This window comes from Emcibacter sp., from assembly GCF_048269205.1.
In the GTDB taxonomy this organism is placed as follows: Bacteria; Pseudomonadota; Alphaproteobacteria; order Sphingomonadales; family Emcibacteraceae; genus Emcibacter.
Genome location: NZ_JBLXJC010000001.1, coordinates 1,787,683 through 1,808,129, shown reverse-complemented (window position 1 = coordinate 1,808,129; position 20,447 = coordinate 1,787,683). Strand labels below are relative to the sequence as shown.

16 protein-coding genes are annotated in these 20,447 nt (G+C 51.5%); all 16 read left to right on the top strand.

The window, feature by feature from the left end:
* Nucleotides 1–69 precede the first annotated feature (69 nt).
* The 16 genes from ACN0YD_RS08370 to ACN0YD_RS08295 all read left to right on the top strand — a co-directional run bounded on the left by ACN0YD_RS08370 (nt 70) and on the right by ACN0YD_RS08295 (nt 20,395).
* A complete protein-coding gene (locus tag ACN0YD_RS08370) occupies nt 70–1,029 on the top strand; it encodes a FecR family protein (RefSeq protein WP_417318672.1) in 960 nt (319 codons plus the stop codon).
* Between the two features lie 147 nt (nt 1,030–1,176).
* Nucleotides 1,177–4,035, top strand: coding sequence for a hypothetical protein (locus ACN0YD_RS08365; RefSeq protein WP_417318670.1), 2,859 nt, complete (start codon nt 1,177–1,179; stop codon nt 4,033–4,035).
* A 63-nt stretch (nt 4,036–4,098) separates the two neighbouring features.
* Nucleotides 4,099–5,262: a cytochrome-c peroxidase gene (locus tag ACN0YD_RS08360; protein ID WP_417318669.1), complete on the top strand. Its 1,164-nt coding sequence runs from the start codon at nt 4,099–4,101 to the stop codon at nt 5,260–5,262.
* Nucleotides 5,263–5,315: 53 nt separating this feature from the next.
* Nucleotides 5,316–5,993 (top strand): MotA/TolQ/ExbB proton channel family protein, encoded by a 678-nt coding sequence (locus tag ACN0YD_RS08355; protein ID WP_417318667.1) that lies wholly within the window; start codon nt 5,316–5,318, stop codon nt 5,991–5,993.
* Nucleotides 5,994–6,005: 12 nt separating this feature from the next.
* Entirely contained in the window at nt 6,006–6,425 is a 420-nt protein-coding gene (locus ACN0YD_RS08350) for an ExbD/TolR family protein (protein WP_417318665.1), read from the top strand.
* Nucleotides 6,422–6,829 carry an ExbD/TolR family protein gene (locus ACN0YD_RS08345; RefSeq protein ID WP_417318663.1) on the top strand — a complete coding sequence of 136 codons (408 nt, stop codon included), beginning with the start codon at nt 6,422–6,424 and terminating at the stop codon, nt 6,827–6,829. Before ACN0YD_RS08350 ends, ACN0YD_RS08345 begins: the two co-directional genes overlap by 4 nt.
* Nucleotides 6,826–7,788, top strand: a complete 963-nt coding sequence (locus ACN0YD_RS08340) for a TonB family protein (RefSeq protein ID WP_417318661.1) — start codon at nt 6,826–6,828, stop codon at nt 7,786–7,788. The genes ACN0YD_RS08345 and ACN0YD_RS08340 overlap by 4 nt, the downstream gene beginning before the upstream one ends.
* 118 nt (nt 7,789–7,906) lie before the next feature.
* Nucleotides 7,907–8,752 (top strand): response regulator transcription factor, encoded by an 846-nt coding sequence (locus tag ACN0YD_RS08335; protein WP_417318659.1) that lies wholly within the window; start codon nt 7,907–7,909, stop codon nt 8,750–8,752.
* A gap of 107 nt (nt 8,753–8,859) precedes the next feature.
* Nucleotides 8,860–10,314 (top strand): NAD-dependent succinate-semialdehyde dehydrogenase, encoded by a 1,455-nt coding sequence (locus tag ACN0YD_RS08330; RefSeq protein ID WP_417318657.1) that lies wholly within the window; start codon nt 8,860–8,862, stop codon nt 10,312–10,314.
* Nucleotides 10,315–10,340: 26 nt separating this feature from the next.
* The gene (gene gabT / locus ACN0YD_RS08325) at nt 10,341–11,624 is read left to right on the top strand and encodes a 4-aminobutyrate--2-oxoglutarate transaminase (protein WP_417318655.1); all 1,284 of its coding nucleotides are present in this window, start codon (nt 10,341–10,343) and stop codon (nt 11,622–11,624) included.
* A gap of 1 nt (nt 11,625) precedes the next feature.
* Nucleotides 11,626–12,807 (top strand): acyl-CoA dehydrogenase, encoded by a 1,182-nt coding sequence (locus ACN0YD_RS08320; protein WP_417318654.1) that lies wholly within the window; start codon nt 11,626–11,628, stop codon nt 12,805–12,807.
* Nucleotides 12,808–12,892: 85 nt separating this feature from the next.
* A complete protein-coding gene (locus ACN0YD_RS08315) occupies nt 12,893–13,660 on the top strand; it encodes an MOSC domain-containing protein (protein ID WP_417318652.1) in 768 nt (255 codons plus the stop codon).
* 213 nt (nt 13,661–13,873) lie between these two features.
* Nucleotides 13,874–15,250: an aspartate aminotransferase family protein gene (locus ACN0YD_RS08310; RefSeq protein ID WP_417318650.1), complete on the top strand. Its 1,377-nt coding sequence runs from the start codon at nt 13,874–13,876 to the stop codon at nt 15,248–15,250.
* Between the two features lie 169 nt (nt 15,251–15,419).
* A complete protein-coding gene (locus tag ACN0YD_RS08305) occupies nt 15,420–16,571 on the top strand; it encodes a serine hydrolase domain-containing protein (protein WP_417318649.1) in 1,152 nt (383 codons plus the stop codon).
* A gap of 69 nt (nt 16,572–16,640) precedes the next feature.
* Nucleotides 16,641–18,080: a peptide MFS transporter gene (locus ACN0YD_RS08300; protein WP_417318647.1), complete on the top strand. Its 1,440-nt coding sequence runs from the start codon at nt 16,641–16,643 to the stop codon at nt 18,078–18,080.
* 197 nt (nt 18,081–18,277) lie between these two features.
* A complete protein-coding gene (locus tag ACN0YD_RS08295; protein WP_417318645.1) occupies nt 18,278–20,395 on the top strand; it encodes a TonB-dependent receptor in 2,118 nt (705 codons plus the stop codon).
* Nucleotides 20,396–20,447 lie beyond the last annotated feature (52 nt).

The following is a 20,447-nucleotide window of genomic DNA, read 5'->3' as shown; positions in this document are numbered from 1 at the left end:
TCTTGTCCCTTTTTGGGGAACCTGGCCGTCTTTAAAATAAGAGACGGTAAAAAGATCAAAGATTTTGACATGAAATATAACGACACTGCCAAGCAGAAAACGACCGAACGTGCCGCCGCGGAATGGCTGCTGCGAATGGACCGGCTTGGCGAGGAAGCTGTATATAAGGAAGAAGAATTCCAGATATGGCTGAATGAGTCTGAAGAGCACGCCAGGGTTCTTTCTTCCTTTCTGGAACTCTGGCGCGACATGGACAAGGTGGAACCCTATCTGGAGAGGGAGGTATCTTCCCCCGGGGTGGTCAGGCCATTTTTGGGCAGATACCGTTTGGCGATGTCGTCAGCTATTGCGGCCTCTTTGATCTTAATGCTCACCTTTGTGATGTCCGGAAAACGTCCTGGGCATTATCTCGCGGATGAAGTGACCTCGGTCGGTGAAATCCGGGAGATGCTGCTGGAAGACGGTAGCAGGATTATCCTGGATACGGACAGCGCGGTTGATATCGATTATTCCGAAAGGACTCGCCGGATCGAACTGATCCGGGGACGGGCAAGCTTTTATGTGGCGCCGGATCCCTCCCGCCCCTTTGAAGTACATAGCGGAAAAGTGACGGCTACCGCACTGGGAACCGTTTATAGCGTACGCAGGCTTCCGGACGGTGAAAGGGTCTCGGTATCCGAAAGCAAGGTAAAAATAAGCCCGGCAGTCACCATTGGCGCAGGTACTGCATTTATTTCCCGTGAAAATATGAAGCCGCAGTTTGTTTCCCTTGACCTGGTGCGTGAAAATGCCTGGGAGAGGGGGAAGATCATTTTCGAAAATACGCCGTTGCGTCAGGTGATTGACGAAATCAACCGTTACAATCAGGGCAGGATTTTTTTACCGGAAGACTCAATCGGAGACATGAAGGTCAACGGTGTGTTTGACGTGTCGGAAGTGGGACGGATTGTCGACCTGCTTGCGGTTTCATTTGATCTGGAAACATATCGCTTAACGGACCGGTTTATTTTTCTTTACAAAAAAAACTAAAAAACTTTCACCTCGGTGTCCTCATTTCAACTGCGGCCCCGTCTTATTAAATAGTAATGAGAATTATTATTAAATAAGTAGGGGTAGTCAGTAATGATCTACAAGAGTACCGCCCGTTGGGCATCGACGTGTGAATTCAGGAAATTGATGGTGCTCAGCACCGCACTTGTCACCTGTATGAGTGTTTCTGTTGGCCAGGCCCAGACGATGGCGCAGGCAGAAGGGGCAACAGAACAGCAGGCACCGATCAGGGAATATGATTTTGACATAAAAGCCGGGCCGCTTTCCGCGGTACTCAACCGGTTTGCCGATATTACGGATATGCAGCTGGTTTATTCCGCAGAAATTGTCCAGGGTCAGAGCAGCAGCGGGTTGGCTGGCCGCTTCTCGGCGCCCCAGGCGCTTTACGCTATTCTGTCGGAAGGCGGGTTTGTTTTTGAGATCAGGGGACCCGGTATGGTTATTATTAACCAGCTTTCAGCCGGTGATGACGATGCGGTTATGCTGTCGCCCACTATTGCCATGGCGGAGCGTCCGACAGGGGTTGTAATTGATCGAAGCAATACTGGCCGGGCAGTGATAGGTCATGAGGCATTGGGCGCCCTCGACCTGGGGGCCGGAGACCCGATGGATGCCTTCGATCAGCTTCCAAACGTGGCGTTTAGTGAAGGACGGTTTACGACGAGTGAAGATAATTTGCAGTCTCTTTTGCCAGAAGAAGTCAGTATCTCTGGGGGGGATATATACAGTAACCTTGTAACTTTTGATGGGCTGCAAACTAAAAACTACGCCTATGATATCTCCAGCGATGTTCCTGCACATTACGACAAGTTGGGTGTGTCGACTACCCACATGGTGTTTTTGAATTCCGGACTTCTGGAACAAGTAGCGGTACAGGATAGTAACATTTCTGCAAAATACACGGGATTTAGCGGCGGTGTTATTGAATTTGAAACTCGCGATCCAGGGACGGGTTTTGGCGGCAGTTTAGCCGGAAAATACAGTGCTGACTGGTTAACCAGTTATTTGGAGGGGGATGAAGAAGAGGTCGGTGAAATCGATGAAGGTACACCCCAGAATGAAAAATATACGTTAAGTGGTGTTATCGATATCCCGATAACTGACAAATTATACAGCATGTTTGGCGTCGGTTACAAAAAGTCGACCGTTCAGCGGCAAATCAGTGAGGCTTATTCCGCCTATAAAGGTGCGACGGTCGGCACCAGCGACGAAACAATGCAGTTTCTTGCAAAGTTGATGCACAATATTTCGGACAATGATACGGTCGTACTGTCTGCGAATATAACCCCCTTTAATAGTGAATTTACCCGTTCCAATACCTATGGCGATGATCAGGTCGCAAAATCGTTAAGTTATATGAATTTTGTGGAATGGCGGCGTGAAGCTGGTGGGTTTTCCGCGAACATTAAAGCCTATTTCTCAAATTCCGGGTTCAAAAGGGAAGCCCCAGACGGCTTTGCGTATTACTATAACCAATCCTATGACGGTTTTTATGGGGAGCCTAATGCCGCTACCGATGTCTGTGACAACGAAAGATGTTCTGTCGGCGGTTTTGGGGATATCGAAACTAATCAGAAGAGTTACGGCCTTGTTTCAGATTTTAGCCAGAAAACTGACTTTGGGGATCTGAATTTCGGTCTGAAGTGGGAAAGCTACAAGCTTCGTAGTGAGCGATTCAATCAAAGCTCTTCCTATTCCTTTTCTTATCTTTTTCAGGATGACGACACCAATATCGTCTGTGCCGATGCAAATGATCCTTATTGTATTGAGGGAGCCCAGGCTATCATGCGGCGAGCTACATACCCAGCCTATGATATTCGGGTCGACCTGAACACATTTGACGCTTATGCAGAATTGGACGGAGAAAAAGCACTGCAGGGTTTTCTGCAGAATATACGGTACCGTTTTGGTCTCTCTGCGACTTACGAGGACTTTCTTGAGAACTTCCAGCTCGCGCCGCGGTTTACCATTGGGGTCGATTTTGCCGACCATTGGTCCCTGGATGTTGGGGCAAACCGCTATTATGAAAGGGATTTGCTCACCTATGCGCTTCAAAATGAAAAACCACTTTTCATTCATGAGAACCGGGACTACATCCAGGATGGCAACGATTATATCGTAGGTAATGACTGGTACCTGTACCGGGAGTTTGGTACTACCACGGGATATGGACTTAGTGATCTTGAAACCCCCTATACAGATGAATTGACCGCAGCAGTTACCTATTTCGATCCTGACGGGCTTGGTACCCTGCGCCTGAAGGGAATCTACCGTGATGAGAAAGAGCAGATATCCCGGATTACAACGCTAGAAGAAACAACATATTTTCTAAACGGTGACTATAGGACAGTCGATCGCAGGATTTTCCGCGCAGCCAATGACGGGTACAGCACTTATAGGGGCCTGTCCTTGGAGTGGAATAAATCCTTCGAAAATCATTTTCTGTCTCTGACCGCGACCTGGTCAAAAACCACAACCAGCAACACGGATTATTTCACCGATACGGAAGATCAGTATGAACCCTTGGTCTATATTGAAGATCCGATCCAGGCGGAAAATGCGGAGACTCTGGACGATCAGGTTATTGCGGATGCGATAATTACAAAAGATGAACTTAAAATACGTCGTGCCGAATTTTCTGTGCCCTGGAAGTTTACTGCTTATTGGAGCGCAAAATGGCTTGAAGGTAAGCTGAGAACAAGCATTGATGCGACTTACAGCCCCAAGTACACGACGATTGAAGATACTGGAGTAAACCGTAACTATGACGGCAACCGTTATGACGTCTATTCAGTGGTTGATCGTAAGAACCGTCTACGGGCGAACCTTTATGCTGGATATGTAATTGAATTTGGCAACGACAACGCCGTCATGCTGACTCTGAGGGCGAATAACCTGTTCAACAGCCGCACACACACGGCCACTATAGGGGCTCCCTATGAAATCGGCCGTAACTTTGTCTTCGGTTTTGAATCCACATTCTAAATTCTGAAAAATTGGCCGCCTCTGCTCCGGGGCGGCCCTTTCTTGACATATGCAGAGATAAAAATGACCATATCTAATCATATTCGAAGAATTGTTGTTCTTACCGCCATTCTTGCAGGATGTGCTCCGCTATGTGCGGGGGCAACTCCTCACACAACTCCCGAAATCTGTGTTGATCTTCAGAAGGTCAGTAATGATGACGAAAAGAAGATCAAAATCGCGGAATGCACAGCCCGGCTTGCAGAAATTTACTACGGCCCCCGGGAAGACTGGCCAGCCATAGAGGTGAGTGGCGACGTGCAACCGGAAGAGCTTGGCCCATTGCCGCTGCCGGTATATGAAGAGGAAAACCCCTTCAGCGATATGAAAGCAGAACTCGGCAGGCTTTTGTTTAACGATCCTCAGCTGTCAAAATCGGGACAAGTGGCTTGTGCAAGTTGCCATGAAAAGGAGCTTGGCTTTACCGACCGGTTGAAAACGCCTTTTGGCCATGACCGTCAGCGGGGCACCCGGAATGCCATATCTATCTTCAATGCAGGTTTTTATAACGAGCATTTCTGGGACGGCCGTGCAAAGACCCTTGAGGCACAGATGCTGGAGGCCTGGACCAATCCTGTCGAGATGGCCGCAGACCCGGAAACAGGTGTGGAAAATATCAATTCGGATGCCTTGTATCAGAAAATGTTTGATGAAGTTTTCGGGGATCCGGAAATCACCGTTGAGCGTGTTCTGAAATCATTGTCGGTATATGTCCGTTCACAGACAAGGCGAGGCCGGTTTGACTATTTCCTGAAAAGCCGGAAAAAAGTTCTGAGTGAGCAGCAAGTCTGGGGACTTCATTTATTCCGCACCAAGGCAAAATGTATGAGCTGCCACAGTGGCCCGCTAATGACTGATCAGCAATATCACAATCTGGGCCTGCATTTTTATGGTCGGAAAAATGAGGATCTCGGACGTTTCAACATTACCGGTAAACCGGAAGATGTGGGGGCGTTTCGTACGCCAACCCTGCGTGGCGTATCCAAGACAGGTCCCTGGTTTCACATGGGCACTTTCAGTGATCTGAAGTTTGTCATCAATATGTATAACGCTGGCGGATATCACCCCAAACCAAAGGGTGAACAAGTCAATGACCCCTTATTTCCGGCATCCTCACCACTCCTCAAAAAACTCAATATGAGCCCTGAAGAAAAACAGGCCCTGAAGGCCTTTCTTGAAACATTGTGATCCGTCAGAATATATGTTATTGATAATCATTATTATAAAGTGAGTGTAAAATTATGTTTACCCGGTTTCTCGAAAGCATTGACCTGCTGGCCAACGGCGGACCTGTGATCCTGATCCTGCTGGTCATGTCGATGGCAATAACAACCGTCTCGATTGTCAAATTGATTCATTTTACCCGGATGCGCCTGTGGGTGACCCGGTCGCTGGATCGTCTTGTGCAGGAATATCTTTCTTCGCCCGGCGGAGAGGTTCTGGCCCGGCTTCGCGAGCACTCCAATCCTGTTGCCCTGACACTCATCAGGCTTCGGGATATGCGCGAACGCTACCCGGACAGCCCGGAGGCGGTGGAACAGGAAGTCTCCGGCTTTGCCTCTGAAAAAATTGAGGAGATGCGCCGTGGCCTGCGTGCCATCGAATTGATCGGCATGCTCAGTCCGCTGCTGGGGTTGCTTGGTACGGTTCTGGGCATGATTGAGGCATTCCGGCAATTGCAGGCCCTGGGCAGTCAGGTGGATCCTTCCGTCTTGTCCGGCGGGATCTGGGTGGCGCTGCTGACCACTGCCGCGGGACTTGCTGTTGCTGTTCCGGCAGTGGCGATACATAATTTCTTCGAAGGGGTGGTGGAAAAGACTGTTTTGCGAATGGAGCGGGCAGCGGGGCGCGCCCTTGCGATCTCCGGGGACCAGGGGCTTCGCCGGGAAGGTGACAATATCACCTTTTTGTCCCGCTAGGATATATATTGAATGTCCCGCATCGCGAGCTATCAGCCTCGAAAGGTCAGGATCAGTATAACGCCTTTGATTGACGTGGTATTTATTCTGCTGATTTTTTTTATGCTGACATCAAACTTCATCCGTGATCGGATGGTCTCTTTCAATTTACCGCAGCAGTCCCCAAGCGCAGGCGAAACACCGGCCCTTGACCGGGACAGCAAGCGCAAGATTCTGACGGTTTTTCCGGACGGATTGAAACTGGATGGCCGCGATATAACACCTTCCCGGTTGACCCGGGTGATGCGGAAGGCGGAAAGCCCTGAACTGATCCTGATGCCGAGCGGGGATACGGATATGCAAAGGTTCATTCGGGTTATTGACGAACTGGCGAAAATTCCCTCCCTTTCTGTGCAGATGGTTTCGGCTGCGAAGGAAGAAAATGGCCGATGAAATTTTCCAGACAGCAACGTAAAACCCCCCCTGAAAATGTCATTCCATTGATTAACATTGTGTTTCTCCTGTTGGTGTTTTTCATGGTGGCCGGCCATATGGAGCGGCAGAGTCCTGTGTCAGTGACGCCGCCGGTCTCCGGGCAGAAGAATGTTGTGGCGGAAACAGAACAACAGCTTTTCTTGTCCACCGGGGGCAGGGTCGTATGGGGTGGACAGACATATGACCAGAAGGAGTTCTATGCGCAGTTTGAAAAGCAGCAATTCCTGAAAGGAATATCCAGGCTGGTTATTCGGGCCGATAGGTCAGTGCCTGCCAATGATTTCCTGCGATTGCTCGAAGATGTTCGGCGGCTGGGGGTGAAAAACGTTCATTTGGTGACCAGGGTGGGGAAGGCGCAATGAAGACGGCTCACTTTGTCTGGATTGGCAGCGGCATGTTGGCATTGGCAATACATGTGATGCTTCTTTTGACCTTGACCGTACATCGTCCGGGTGCCCGGGAAATGGGTGTGGGCGGGATTGATATCGGTCTCGGACCTGCGGGTCGTGCCATGGGGCTAGCGACAGGGGCCGGCCAGGATGAGCAGAGTGCCGTTCACTCGGCAGGGCAGGAGGCGGGAGAAAAGGTCCGTCGCGACATGACTAAACCGGAAGTCGTAGCAGAGAAGGATGCCAAGCTGTTTGATGGGGATAAAACAGCGGCTAACGATATTGAGCCTCTGGAGACTGAGCCGGCAGGTTCCCTGTCAATACCGGAAAGGGTTCTCGTCGAAGGCGTTGGCAGTTCGGAAAGTTCGAAGATTGCGAATGCCGCAAAACCGGTTCCGAAGCAAACTAAAAAAACGGAGGACAGGATCGGGAAGGCGCTGTCCCCGGTCAAGGACGATAGTCGCGTTTCCGAGAAACGCAAAATAGTTACTGAGTCTGAGGAGGCGGCTACGGGAGAAGTGCTGGCAGTGAAATCTGCCGCCCGATCAGTTCGCAGGGGCGAGGGCGGGAGTTCGCAGTCTGTCAGGGGAACTTCCGCGATCGGCCAGGGTGATGACACGCGTAATGGAGGTCAACCCGGTGGAGATTATCAGAATTACTATTCATCTCTGCAACAGTGGATTCAGCGATACCAGACTTATCCTTCCCAGGCCCGCCGCCTAAAGCAGCAGGGTGTTGTGCTAGTCAGGCTGGGTATTGCGGCGGAAGGCAGGTTGCTGTTTGTGCGGGTTCACAAAAGTTCCGGATACCCTCTTCTTGATGTAGCCGCTCTTGAAGCTGTTCGGCTGGCGGCCCCGATGCCGCCATTGCCGGAGGGGATCGGACGGCAGGTACTGACGGTGATCCTGCCAATGCAATATGTCCTGACATGACGATATATTCTTTTCAATTACCATGATCGACTAAAACGGGGTTTTGCAATATGCTTTTTGTCTTCCTGCCGGGTTTCTAGTATAGGGGATAAAGTAAAGGATAGTACAAAGGATTTCCGTGAGCGAAAGTTCCGACATTATGACAGGCTGGTATGACCGTCTCGCTGAGCTTTATACCAACAGAGGCAGTGACCGCTTTTTGCCGTTGCTTGCGGACGCCCTGATGCATCTGGCCAAGGCGGACAGCATGCTTATCCTTCGTCACTCGGACAATACACAGCCTGTCTTTCTATATACAAAAGCGGATCACAGCTTGCGTAAGCGGAATATCGGGGAATATCTGTCCGGTCCCTATCTTCTTGATCCCTTTTACCAGATCAGTGATCAGTACCAGGAGCCGGGGTTTGTTCATCTCAAGGATATATCCGGGGAGGGGTTTTACGAGGGGGAATATTACGACAGCTGGATTAAATTTGCCGGCCTCAAGGATGAGGTAAACTATTTCATCCCGGTGGAAGATGGTGAGAAAATTGTCATTTCCCTGTCCCGAAACCTGAACAACTGGTTTTTCAATGAGGGGGCAATAGAAAAGCTTAAGCAGGTATTGCCTTTGATTGACAGGATCGTTTGTGATTATTGGACCAAAAGCCGGGGTGACCTCGTTCAGGAAAAAGAAAGCCTGCCTACCCTGCACGAAAGCCTGCAGGGGGCCATGGATAATTTTGGTCGATCTGTCCTGACGGAGCGGGAGTTTGAAATTGTCCAGTATCTCCTGCGCGGCCATAGCATCAAATCCACCGCCGAAAGATTGGGTATCTCCCCCACCACGATAAAGGTGCACCGGAAACATATCTATCAAAAGCTCGATATCGCCTCCCATTCTGAACTGTTCTCCCTGTTTCTTGATGCCTTGTCGATAGTGAGGCCCGGGCAGCAGGAAGATCCCCTGATCAGCTATAATTGACGTTCTGTCCTCCCGGACTACTCCCTAGGAAGTATTTTGGAAAAACCGGATAACCGCTAGACATATACCTGTGAAAATGGCCATGCCATACGAGCAGGAGATATAAAATGAGCAATGCCGAGATAATCCAGCAGGTGCTGCAGTCCGCAGCCGCCCAGGGCAACAGCAACCGTAACTTTGATGTATTCAACCCGGCCACAGGTGAACTGGTCGCCACGGTCGCCGATATGGACGGCGCGGACACCCTGGCCGCCATTGAGGCTGCAAAAAAGGCTCTGCCGGTATGGTCCGGTATGACCGCAAAGGAACGCGGCAAGATCCTGATGGCCTGGCATGATCTGATTTTGGAATATCAGGAGGAACTGGCCCGGCTTCTGACCCTGGAAATGGGCAAGCCACTGGCCGAGGCGCGCGGGGAAATCCTGTATGGGGCCTCCTTCATCGAATGGTTTGCCGAGGAAGGCAAGCGGGTATATGGCGACATTATTCCCAGTAATGGTGATGGCCGCAGGCTTTTTGTGCTTAAACAGCCCATCGGCGTAGTGGCGGCCATCACGCCCTGGAACTTCCCCAATGCCATGATAACCCGGAAGGTGGCCCCGGCGCTTGCCGCAGGCTGTACCACAGTGACCAAGCCAGCCGAGGATACGCCGCTTTCCGCCCTGGCGCTACAGATGCTGGCCCAGAAGGCGGGTTTTCCGGATGGGGTAATGAACCTGGTGACTACCAGGGATGCGGTTCCGGTTGCCGAAGTACTGACCAAACACCCGGATGTGCGTAAGCTGTCCTTCACTGGCTCCACCCGGGTTGGCAAGATCCTCATGGGACAATGTGCCGAAACCGTGAAAAAAGTCTCCCTGGAGCTGGGCGGCAATGCCCCCTTCATCATTTTTGACGATGCCGACCTTGATGCGGCGGTAGAAGCTGTAATCGCCACCAAGTTCCGCAACGGCGGACAGACCTGTGTGTCGCTCAATCGATTGCTGGTCAGCCGCAGCGTCATGGAGGAATTCGGCAACAAGCTGAAAGACGCCGTTGCCAAACTTACTGTCGGGGACGGCCTGAAAACCTCCTGTCCAATTGGGCCGCTGATCAACCAGGCAGCCATAGACAAGGTATCCAGCCTGGTGGCTGACGCCCGTGACAAGGGAGCAAATGTTGTTCTTGGGGGCGACCATCATGAACTGGGTGGGAATTTCTACCAGCCGACCATTCTGAGTGGCATTTCGGACGAGATGGAAATCGCCACATCCGAGATTTTCGGACCGGTGATTGCCATCTATCCGTTTGACAATGAAGGAGAGGCCATTCGCATGGCCAATGATACGCCCTACGGGCTCGCCTCATATTTCTTTGCGGGCAATGTGGACCGCATCTTCCGTGTCGCAGAGTCACTGGAGTACGGCATGGTGGCCATCAATGGCCCGCTGGTTTCCAGTGAAGCCACCCCCTTTGGCGGGGTCAAGGAATCCGGTGTCGGACGGGAGGGATCAAAATACGGTCTCGATGACTTTATCGTGATCAAATATCTCTGCATGAGTGACCTTTCCAGAAGAAAATAAAGCAGTCAGGAGCAAGGGAAAATAAAATGTCCAAAAGCAATTCAATCATTGAGCGGCGCAAGGCCGCAGTTGCACAGGGGGTGGGGCATGTCACGGATGTTGTGATCGAACGCGCCCAGGGTTCAGAAATCTGGGATGTAGAGGGTCGCCGTTATGTGGATTTCGCCACCGGCATTGCGGTCGTCAATACCGGCCATAACCATCCCAAAGTAGTTGCCGCCGTTCAGGAACAGATGAAGAAATTCAGCCATGCCTGTTTCCATGTCACCATGTATGAAGAATATGTTGAGCTTGCCGAGAAGCTCAACAAACTCATTCCCGGCGGTACGCCAAAAAAGACCATGTTTGCCTCAACAGGGGTGGAAGCTGTTGAAAATGCCGTCAAGATCGCCCGGGCTCATACGGGTCGTTCCGGCGTGATCGCCTTTTCCGGAGGTTTTCACGGCCGCACAATGATGGGCATGGCACTGACCGGCAAGGTCGTGCCTTATAAAGCCGGATTTGGTCCATTTCCGTCCGAAATATTTCACGCCAGATATCCGAATAACTTTCATGGTATCAGTGTTGCAGAGGCCCTCGTATCCATCAATACTCTGCTTTCGTCGGATGTGGACCCGGCTCGGGTGGCAGCGGTTATTCTTGAACCCGTACAGGGTGAGGGAGGATTTAACATCGCGCCACCCGAGTTCCTGCAGGCCATTCGTGAACTATGTGACCAGCATGGCATTGTCATGATTGTTGATGAAATCCAGACCGGCTTCGCCCGGACCGGGAAAATGTTTTCCCATGAATATGCCGGTATCGAAGCGGATATCGTCACCATGGCGAAGGGTATTGCCGGTGGCTTTCCGATTTCCGCACTGACGGGGAAGGCGGAAATCATGGATGCGGCTAATCCGGGCGGGCTCGGCGGTACCTATGCCGGGTCCCCCATTGGCTGCGCGGCAGGACTGGCTGTTCTTGAGGTTATTGAAGAAGAGGGCCTTGTGGCCCGGGCACAGGAAATCGGTACCCTCTTCAGGGATATTTTGACTGATGTTGCCACCAAACCATATGGCAATGTCATCGGGGATATTCGTAACCAGGGTGCCATGATTGCCATAGAACTGATCAGGGATGGTGATGTGAGCAAACCTGACGCGGATATGACAAAGGCAGTTGTGGCCAAGGCCCGGGAGAAGGGGCTGGTGACACTGTCCTGTGGAACACGCGGTAATGTGATCCGTTTTCTGCCGGCCCTGACGATTTCCGATGACCTGATCCGCGAAGGTCTGACCATTGTTGATGAGTGTTTGAAGGAGTTGAACTGACATGGTGAAAATTGACTGGCCGTCGGCCCCCTGGGATGATGTTTTGCTTCTTGAGGAGTTTCTGACCGAAGAAGAACGTATGGTCCGGGACGGGGCAAAGGATTTCTGTCAGAAGGAACTGATGCCCGGTATTCTGGAAGCCAACCGACACGAGATATTCGATCGCGATATCATGCGGCAGTTTGGCGAGCTTGGCCTTTTGGGGGCGACCATCCAGGGATATGGTTGTGCCGGTGTGGGATATGTCTCTTATGGGCTGATTGCCCGGGAAGTGGAGCGGGTGGACAGCGGGTATCGCTCTGCCATGTCTGTGCAAAGCTCTCTGGTGATGTATCCCATCTATGCCTATGGCTCGGAACAGCAACAGGAGAAATATCTCCCCAAGCTGGCGACCGGGGAATATGTGGGCTGTTTCGGCCTCACCGAACCCAATGCCGGTTCTGACCCGGCCGGCATGCAGACCCGGGCCCGAACGGTTGACGGCGGATATTCGCTTAGCGGCAACAAAATGTGGATCACCAACAGCCCCATCGCCGACGTTATGGTGGTCTGGGCAAAATGTGATGACGGCAATGTCAGGGGCTTTATACTTGAAAAAGGCATGAAGGGATTGAGCGCGCCAAAGATCGAAGGGAAATTCTCCCTCAGGGCTTCCATTACCGGTGAAATCGTCATGGATGAAGTCTTCGTGCCGGAAGAAAATCTTCTACCGGGTGTAATGGGCATGAAGGGCCCGCTGGGCTGTCTCAGCAATGCCCGTTACGGCATTGCCTGGGGGGCTTTGGGCGCCGCAGAGTTCTGTTGGCATGCAGCCCGTCAGTATACGCTGGACCGGAAGCAGTTTGGTCGCCCGCTGGCAGCCACACAGCTTATACAGAAAAAACTGGCTGATATGCAGACTGAAATTACCCTCGGCCTGCAGGCCTGTCTGAACGCCGGTCGCCTGAAAGACCAGGCTAAACTGGCGCCGGATGCAATCAGCCTGCTGAAACGCAATAACTGCGGCAAGGCGCTGGAGATCGCACGTGTTGCCCGTGACATGCACGGCGGTAACGGTGTGGCTGATGAATTCCATGTCATCCGCCATGTGATGAACCTGGAAGCTGTAAATACCTATGAAGGCACACACGATGTGCATGCTCTGATCCTTGGGCGCGCCCAGACAGGACTGAATGCCTTCTGAGTTGTCATGACTTACTGGTCTCCTGCGGCAGGATAAGCTATATCACCGATATCAGGTTGCAGGGGATGAAAAGGAGAGGAAGAGAATGACCAGGCTTGTGTCTATCCACCGTTATCCTGTTAAAGGACTTAGTAGTAACGAACTATCTGAAATCGATCTTGTTCCGGGGCAGGGCATTGCCTTTGACCGGGCTTATGCTTTGGCCCATGGGGATACCGAATTTGATCCGCAGAAGCCGGAACATATGTCCAAAACCAAGTTCCTGATGCTGATGAAGGATGCGAAACTTGCACATCTCGGCACTGCTTTTTTTGAGGAAGAGGAGAGGTTGGTGCTTGAGAAGGATGGCATGGTTGTTCTGGATGCCCGGCTTCGTGAAGCAGAAGATCAGGCCAGGATCAACAAATTCTTCGAAGATTATATGGAAGGCAAAACCCGTGGTGGTGTCAGGGTTGTCATGGCGCCAGGTCATTCGTTTACGGACATTGCTGCAAATAACTTGTCTCTTATCAACCTGGACAGTGTCAGGGATTTCGAAGAAAAATCAGGTCTGACTGTCGATCCGATCCGGTTTCGTGGCAATCTCTATGTGGAAGGCCTTGGCGCCTGGAAGGAATTCGATATGGTTGACCGGGAATTTACCATCGGTTCCGTACGTTTCAGGGGCGCCAAAAGGACAGACCGTTGTGCCGCGACCAATGTCAATCCGTCGACGGCTGAAATGGATATGAATATTCCCCTGCAGCTGCGGAAAACCTATGGCCATTTTGATATGGGGATTTATGTGGATGTCCTTGAAGCGGGAACGCTGAGAAAGGGTGACGAGCTTGTCGATCAAGCCTTATATATCTAAAGTAAAATATTAAAAACACCCTCTAACCTAATTAATAAAAAGGTATTTTTTTGTTTTTAAGGGTGGTGCCTGATTATCCGGTGCCTGTTGGTCACCACCTACAGACCGTTTGGCACCTTCCGTCTCATGGGTTTTTTTTCTAGTCTGTAGTCATATGAAATTTACGGGTGATTTTGCTTCAGACAAAAACCCGCGATGACAGGAAAAATAGAGATGTATAATTATAATCCCGATCATTCCACCGAGGAATGGCAGCAGCTTGACCAGGCACATCACGTGCACCCCTTTACCGATCCGAGTGTTCTCGGAAAGGAAGGTGTGCGGGTGATCGTCAAGGCGGAAGGCAGCCATGTCTGGGACAGTGAGGGAAACCGGATTCTGGATTCAATGGCTGGTCTCTGGTGTGTGAATGTGGGATATGGTCGCAAGGAACTGGTTGAGGCTGCTACACGGCAATTGGAAATATTGCCTTTTTACAACAGCTTTTTTCATACGGCCACGCCGCAGCAGATAGAGCTTGCGGAGCTACTTTCAGAACTTACTCCAGAGGGGATCAATCATTTCTTTTTTGCCAATTCCGGTTCCGAGGCCAATGACACGGTTGTACGTTTGGTCCGGCATTATTGGGAAGTGGAAGGGTGCCCTGAAAAGGAAATTTTTATTGGGCGAAACCTGGCTTATCATGGCAGCACCCTGGCCGCGACAAGCCTTGGCGGCATGGCGCCCATGCACAACCTGGGTAAATCTCTGCTGCCCGGTTTCGAGCATATCATGCAGCCTCACTGGTATATGCTTGGCGAAGACCTGACACCTGAAGAATTCGGCATCAAGGCGGCCCGGGCTCTGGAAGACAAAATCCTCGAGCTTGGCCCTGAAAAGGTCGCGGCTTTTATCGGGGAGCCTGTGCAGGGTGCGGGCGGCGTTATTGACCCGCCGAGCACATACTGGCCGGAAATCCAGAGGATTTGCCAGAAATACAATATTCTGCTGGTTGCTGACGAAGTAATCTGTGGATTTGGCCGCACAGGCAAATGGTTCGGTTCGGACTATTATGATATCAAACCGGATCTGATGCCCATGGCCAAGGGCCTGTCCTCCGGGTATCTGCCGATCTCCGCCCTTGGCATGTCAGACAAGGTCTTTGAAGTGCTGAGCCGGGGCGGTCAGTTTGCCCATGGTTATACCTATTCCGGTCATCCGGTTTCCTGCGCCGTGGCCATTGCCAATATCCGTCTGATGCAGGAAGAGGGATTGGTGGAGCGGGTGGAAAAAGACCTCGCACCCTATTTCCGCAAGTCACTGGCTGAACTGGGGACGCACCCCATTGTCGGGGAAATTCGCGGTGTAGGTCTTCTGGCTGCTGTGCAACTGGTCAGGAATCCTGAAACAAAAGAGCTGTTTGCCGCCGAAGAGGCGCCGGCCATCAAAGCCCGTGACTATTGCCTGGATAACAATCTGATCATGCGCGCAGTCGGCACCTCGCTTGTTGCCAGTCCGCCGCTGGTGATTACCCCGACGGAAATTGACGAGATGATGGAAAAGACCTGGACAAGCCTCGATAGGACGGCACAGGATTTTAATTTGCTCTAAAGAGAACCCTTAGAGGCGATGGGGCAGCCTGCATGGTGCCTTTCAATCACCATTGGCATCACTTTTGGCACCTTCCTGAATTTGGGCTCTCTTTTTATCCTTGGACTGAGAAAAGGCTGAAATTTCGGGTCTGTAATCCAGAGGCGGAATAATATAAGTGAATATCAAAATGAAGACTTCTGCAGAAAAGATCACAGAAAAGCTGGCGCCTGTTCGGGAAACCTATGCCGGGAAGACCTTTCCGGACATCCAGTTAAAGACGTTCCAGAATATAGAGCACCTGTTTCCCAGCAGAACAATTTCGCGTGGCGGTGACGTGCGGGTTCTGGAACATAACCCCCGTGACATCCTGGATATGGAAATCATCTCAGGCGGCAACAGTTATGACATTTATGATTATGTCTCCCGCAACAGGCTGGCCGGACTTTTGATGCTGAAGGACGAGAAAATAGCCTTTGAACATTATGAATTCGGGGTGACTGACCAGACGCGCTGGATGTCCATGTCGATGGCAAAATCCATCAGCGCCACTCTGGTCGGGGTCGCCATCCAGGATGGGTATATCAAAAGCGTTGATGACCTATTGTCCGACTATATCGACGGGCTCAGGGGCACCAGTTACGAATGTGTCACCATACGTCAATTGCTACTGATGACCTCTGGTGTTGGATGGAATGAGGACCATACAGACCCTTCATCCGAACGCCGTCAGGTTCTGGAGTTGCAGATCGCACAGAAGCCGGGCGCTATCCTGGAGTTTATGGGCAGTCTTCCGCGGGTGGCGGAACCCGGAGAGCGCTGGAATTACAGCACCGGGGAAACTCATGTGGTTGGCGAATTGCTTTATGCGGCAACCGGCAAGCGCTTATCAGATTATCTTTCGGAAAAAATCTGGTCCCGGCTTGGAATGGAGGCGGATGCCAGCTGGTGGCTGGAAGCGAAGGATGGGCTCGAAGTTGCCGGCAGCGGTATCAGTGCTACGCTCCGTGATTATGCGCGCTTTGGCCTGTTTATCATGAATGACGGTGTTATCGATGGCGAGCGTGTTCTTCCTGAAGGATGGGTAGAAGAGGCAGGCGCCTCAAGGACAGTTGGCGGAGAGCGACTGGATTACGGATATATGTGGTGGCATGTGCCGGCGCCGGATTGGGGTGATCATGCGCCGGGTTTTGCCGCCCGGGGCATTTTTGGCCAATATCTCTATATCAATCCTTCCGAACGGGTCGTTTTGGCGGTCTGGAGTGCCCGAGCCAAACCGCGATATACGGAAGTAATTCTGGACAATGATTTTTTCAATGCCGCCATTAATGCTCTCAAATAACTAAGTGTCAGATTATACTGATTGCCAGCATCAGACCGAAATGTCTGAGCAACAAATGGAAAAGACCATATGACAATTAATAGTGCAGGGACGGAAACAGGGGAAACAGAAAGCTCGGGCGCCAGGGCGGAGATCATGGGGCATCCCCGGGGGCTTGCCTATATCATCTTTACAGAAGCCTGGGAGCGTTTCTCTTACTATGGCATGCAGGCCTTGCTGGTGCTGTATATGGTGCGCTATCTCTATTTGCCGGGTAACCTGGAAAAAGTTATCGGTTTTGACTTGTTCAGGACGACAGTGGAGGCTGTTTTCGGCCCGTTGTCCAACACTGCGCTGGCGACACAGACAGCCGGTCTCTATATGGGCTTTGTGTATTTTATGCCGTTGATCGGCGGGTTCCTGGGGGATCGCTATCTTGGCCGTACCCGGGCCGTAACTCTCGGGGCTCTGTTTATGGCAGCCGGCCATTTTCTGATGGCTTTTGAAAATGCCTTTCTGTTCGCCCTGCTGGCGCTGGTGATTGGGTCCGGACTGCTTAAAGGCAATCTGGCGGCCCAGGTCGGTGATCTATATGACCGGGATGACCAGCGCCGGGATACAGCCTATTCCGTTTATAACGTGGCGATCAATGTGGGGTATATGCTGGCGCCGCTTGTCTGTGGCACGCTTGGCGAGGTGCTGGGCTGGCATTACGGTTTCGGAGCTGCAGGCATAGGCATGCTGGTCAGCATTGTGATCTATCTGTCCGGGCGGAAATATCTTCCCGTCGATAAAATCCTGGATAAAAACCATGTGCGTCCTGCCCTGGAACAGGGCGAAGGCAAGATCATCGGCGCCATTCTAATGGTTCTGATTATTGCGTCTTTTTACTGGACCGTGCAGTCCCAGGTCTGGATTACCTATCTTCTGTGGATACCGGAACGGGTAGATCATGAAATTTTCGGCTGGACCATGCCGGTGACCTGGTTTTTGTCCGTGGACAGTGTGGCGGTGTTGCTGTTTGCCCCGATTGTCATGTGGCAATGGCGGCGGATGGCGTCACGGGGGTGTGAGCCCAATCCGCTTATGAAGGTTGTGCGCGGCTGTGTGGCATTTGCGGTTGCTTTCCTGCTTCTTGTTGTCGGGGAAATACTTGCGGCAGAGGGGCGTGTAAACATGTTGTGGCCAATTCTGTTCCATCTCGTCTGCGGTTGGGGATTTATGCATCTCGGGCCCATCATCATGGCGCTGATCTCCCGGGCCGCGCCGACAACGATCAATGCCACTATGGTTTCGACCTATTATCTCTCGCTCTTTATCGGGGGTACAGCCGCGGGATGGCTGGGCAAATTTTATGAACAGATGAGCCCGGTGATGTTCTGGGTGATGCATGCGGTGATCGTCTTATTCGGAGCGGGGCTTGTTCTCGTCTTTTATAAACTGTTTTCCAGCATCCTGCTCCAGGAAGACGCAAACGGTTCCGAGGCTGAAACAGAATTGATGACAGCCAGGGAAAGTGAAGCGGAATAAACAAATAAGAAGCAGTCAGGCAGAGACGGACAGGAAGGCTCACCGGATAGGGGGCCTTCCTGTTCTTTTATCTCTTTATGGTGCGCATGGGGCACCACTTGTTGCATTATTGGCATCTTACTGATTTTGCTGATGTGCGATAGATTCTTAAAAATACCAATAAGCAGACATACACATTTAAACGGGAGTCCAGGAAAGTGAAAAATAAATACACCAATCTACTTATGTTTTCCATGCTGGGGCTGGTCACGCCTCATATGGTGAACGCCCAGGAAGCTGATGAATTTATCAGTTTCGAAGAAATTGTTGTGACGGCCCAGAAGCGTGAACAGCGGCTGATCGAGGTGCCCATGTCAATTACGACTATGACAGGTACTGAAATGCAGCAACGTGGGCTGGACACATTGCAGGAGCTATCCTTTGCCGTGCCCGGACTGACCATGCGGGAAGATGGTCCCGGCAGCTACCAGATATTCATGCGCGGAATAGCCAACCAGTATGGTGGCACGTCCGGTGCGCTGGTGAGTGTCTATCAGGATGAATCCCCGCTCACACTGAACGGTTTTGACAATCTGCCGACCCGGATTATGGATATTGACCGGGTCGAGGTCCTGAAAGGACCGCAGGGAACTTTGTATGGCCAGGGTTCTGTAGGCGGGACGCTTCGCTATATTACCAAAGATCCGGATCTGTCAGAACGAGAAGGTCGACTGGAAGGTGAACTGGAGTCTGTTGCCGAAGGTGCCATTGGTGGTGGTTTGACTGGTATTGTGAACCTGCCCATCGTGGAAGACAAGTTTGCGGTACGTGTTGCCGGTTCCTGGCAGTCCGGCGGCGGATGGCAAGATCAGCCGGAAGCCGGGATCGAGAACGGCAACGGCACAGAACTTAACAATCTGCGAGTCAAAGCGCTGTGGCAGGTCACCGATGAGCTGTCCGCAAAATTCACCTTTATTTCCTATCATGCGGAAACAGAACTTGGTCAGGGCTATGAACAACCGGACCGTACTGTTTTCGTTGCCATCGACCCGGCGACAACGCTCATTCCAAAAATCTGGGATTATGAGCTTTATAACATGACTCTGACTTATGATTTTGGATTTGCGGAACTGCTGAGTTCCACGACTTATACGGATATGAGCCAACAGTATCCGATATCATACTACGGTGGCCCGGAAACCATATATGGCGGCATTTACGAAGGATGGGATCATCGATTTGTTCCAGGTGATATCTTCACCCAGGAGCTTCGCCTGACCTCAGCCGACGACGGGTCGCTGCACTGGACAGTTGGCGCCTTTTACAGCGATATGCAGAGATCTCTGCATGCCGAGTATTCCTATCTGTATGGCGCATTCCTGGCTGAAAACCTGATTTATGATTCTCATTTCTCCTCAGAATCATATGCTCTGTTTGGGGATGTTTCCTATCAGGTCACAGACCGTCTCGAGATTGGTGCCGGCGTACGTTATTTCGAGGATAGCCAGAAATCCGAACTTGTGCCCAGCCCGACGCAGAGCGGGACCTTTGATTCAATTGATCCGCGCTTTTATGCCAGTTATGCGCTGAACGACAATATGAATATCTATGCAACCGTTGCCAAGGGCTTCCGAAGCGGTGGTTTCAACAGTTATGATGCTGATACCGGGGTGGAATACCCAGACTATGGACCGGAAAAAATCTGGAGCTATGAAGTTGGGTTCAAGGGCAGTTCGGCAGATGGCAGTCTTTATGTAGATTTAGCGGCATATTATATGGACTATAGTGACATGCTGCGCCGCGGTATCGTTGTGACACCGGAAAGCGGTGCCACTTTCCTGCTCAGCAACATTGGCCGTGTGGAAGTTTATGGTTTTGAAGGTGCCATTGCCTGGAAGGCTACAGATAATCTGAGCTTCGATGCTTCCGTAACCATTCTGGACAGTGAAGTTGTCGAAATCAGCGGTACAGACGCCACCAACGAAGTGGGCGATCCGACGGATTATGTGCCGGACTACAGCTTTACGGTTGGCGCGCTGTATGAATTTGACTGGGGGCAGGATATGCCTGGTTTTATTCGCATCAATTACAGTTACCGGGACAAGATGCCTTATGTGGATCGTTCCAGCTTCCCGGCCGAGAATGTGCCGCAATATTCAGACGCCATCGGTTTGCTTGATGCCCGTATCGGGGTGACCATCGATAATGTGGACCTGGAGCTTTACGCCCAGAACCTGACCAATGAAAATAAATATATCGATCCCTATCACGGCTGGAATAATGCCAACCGGACCCGACCGCGGACCGTGGGTATCAAAGCCGGGATGGATTTCTAATTTTTAGACTTGAAGGGTAACTCTCCCTAAGCCGTGACGCCCCTGTGAACAG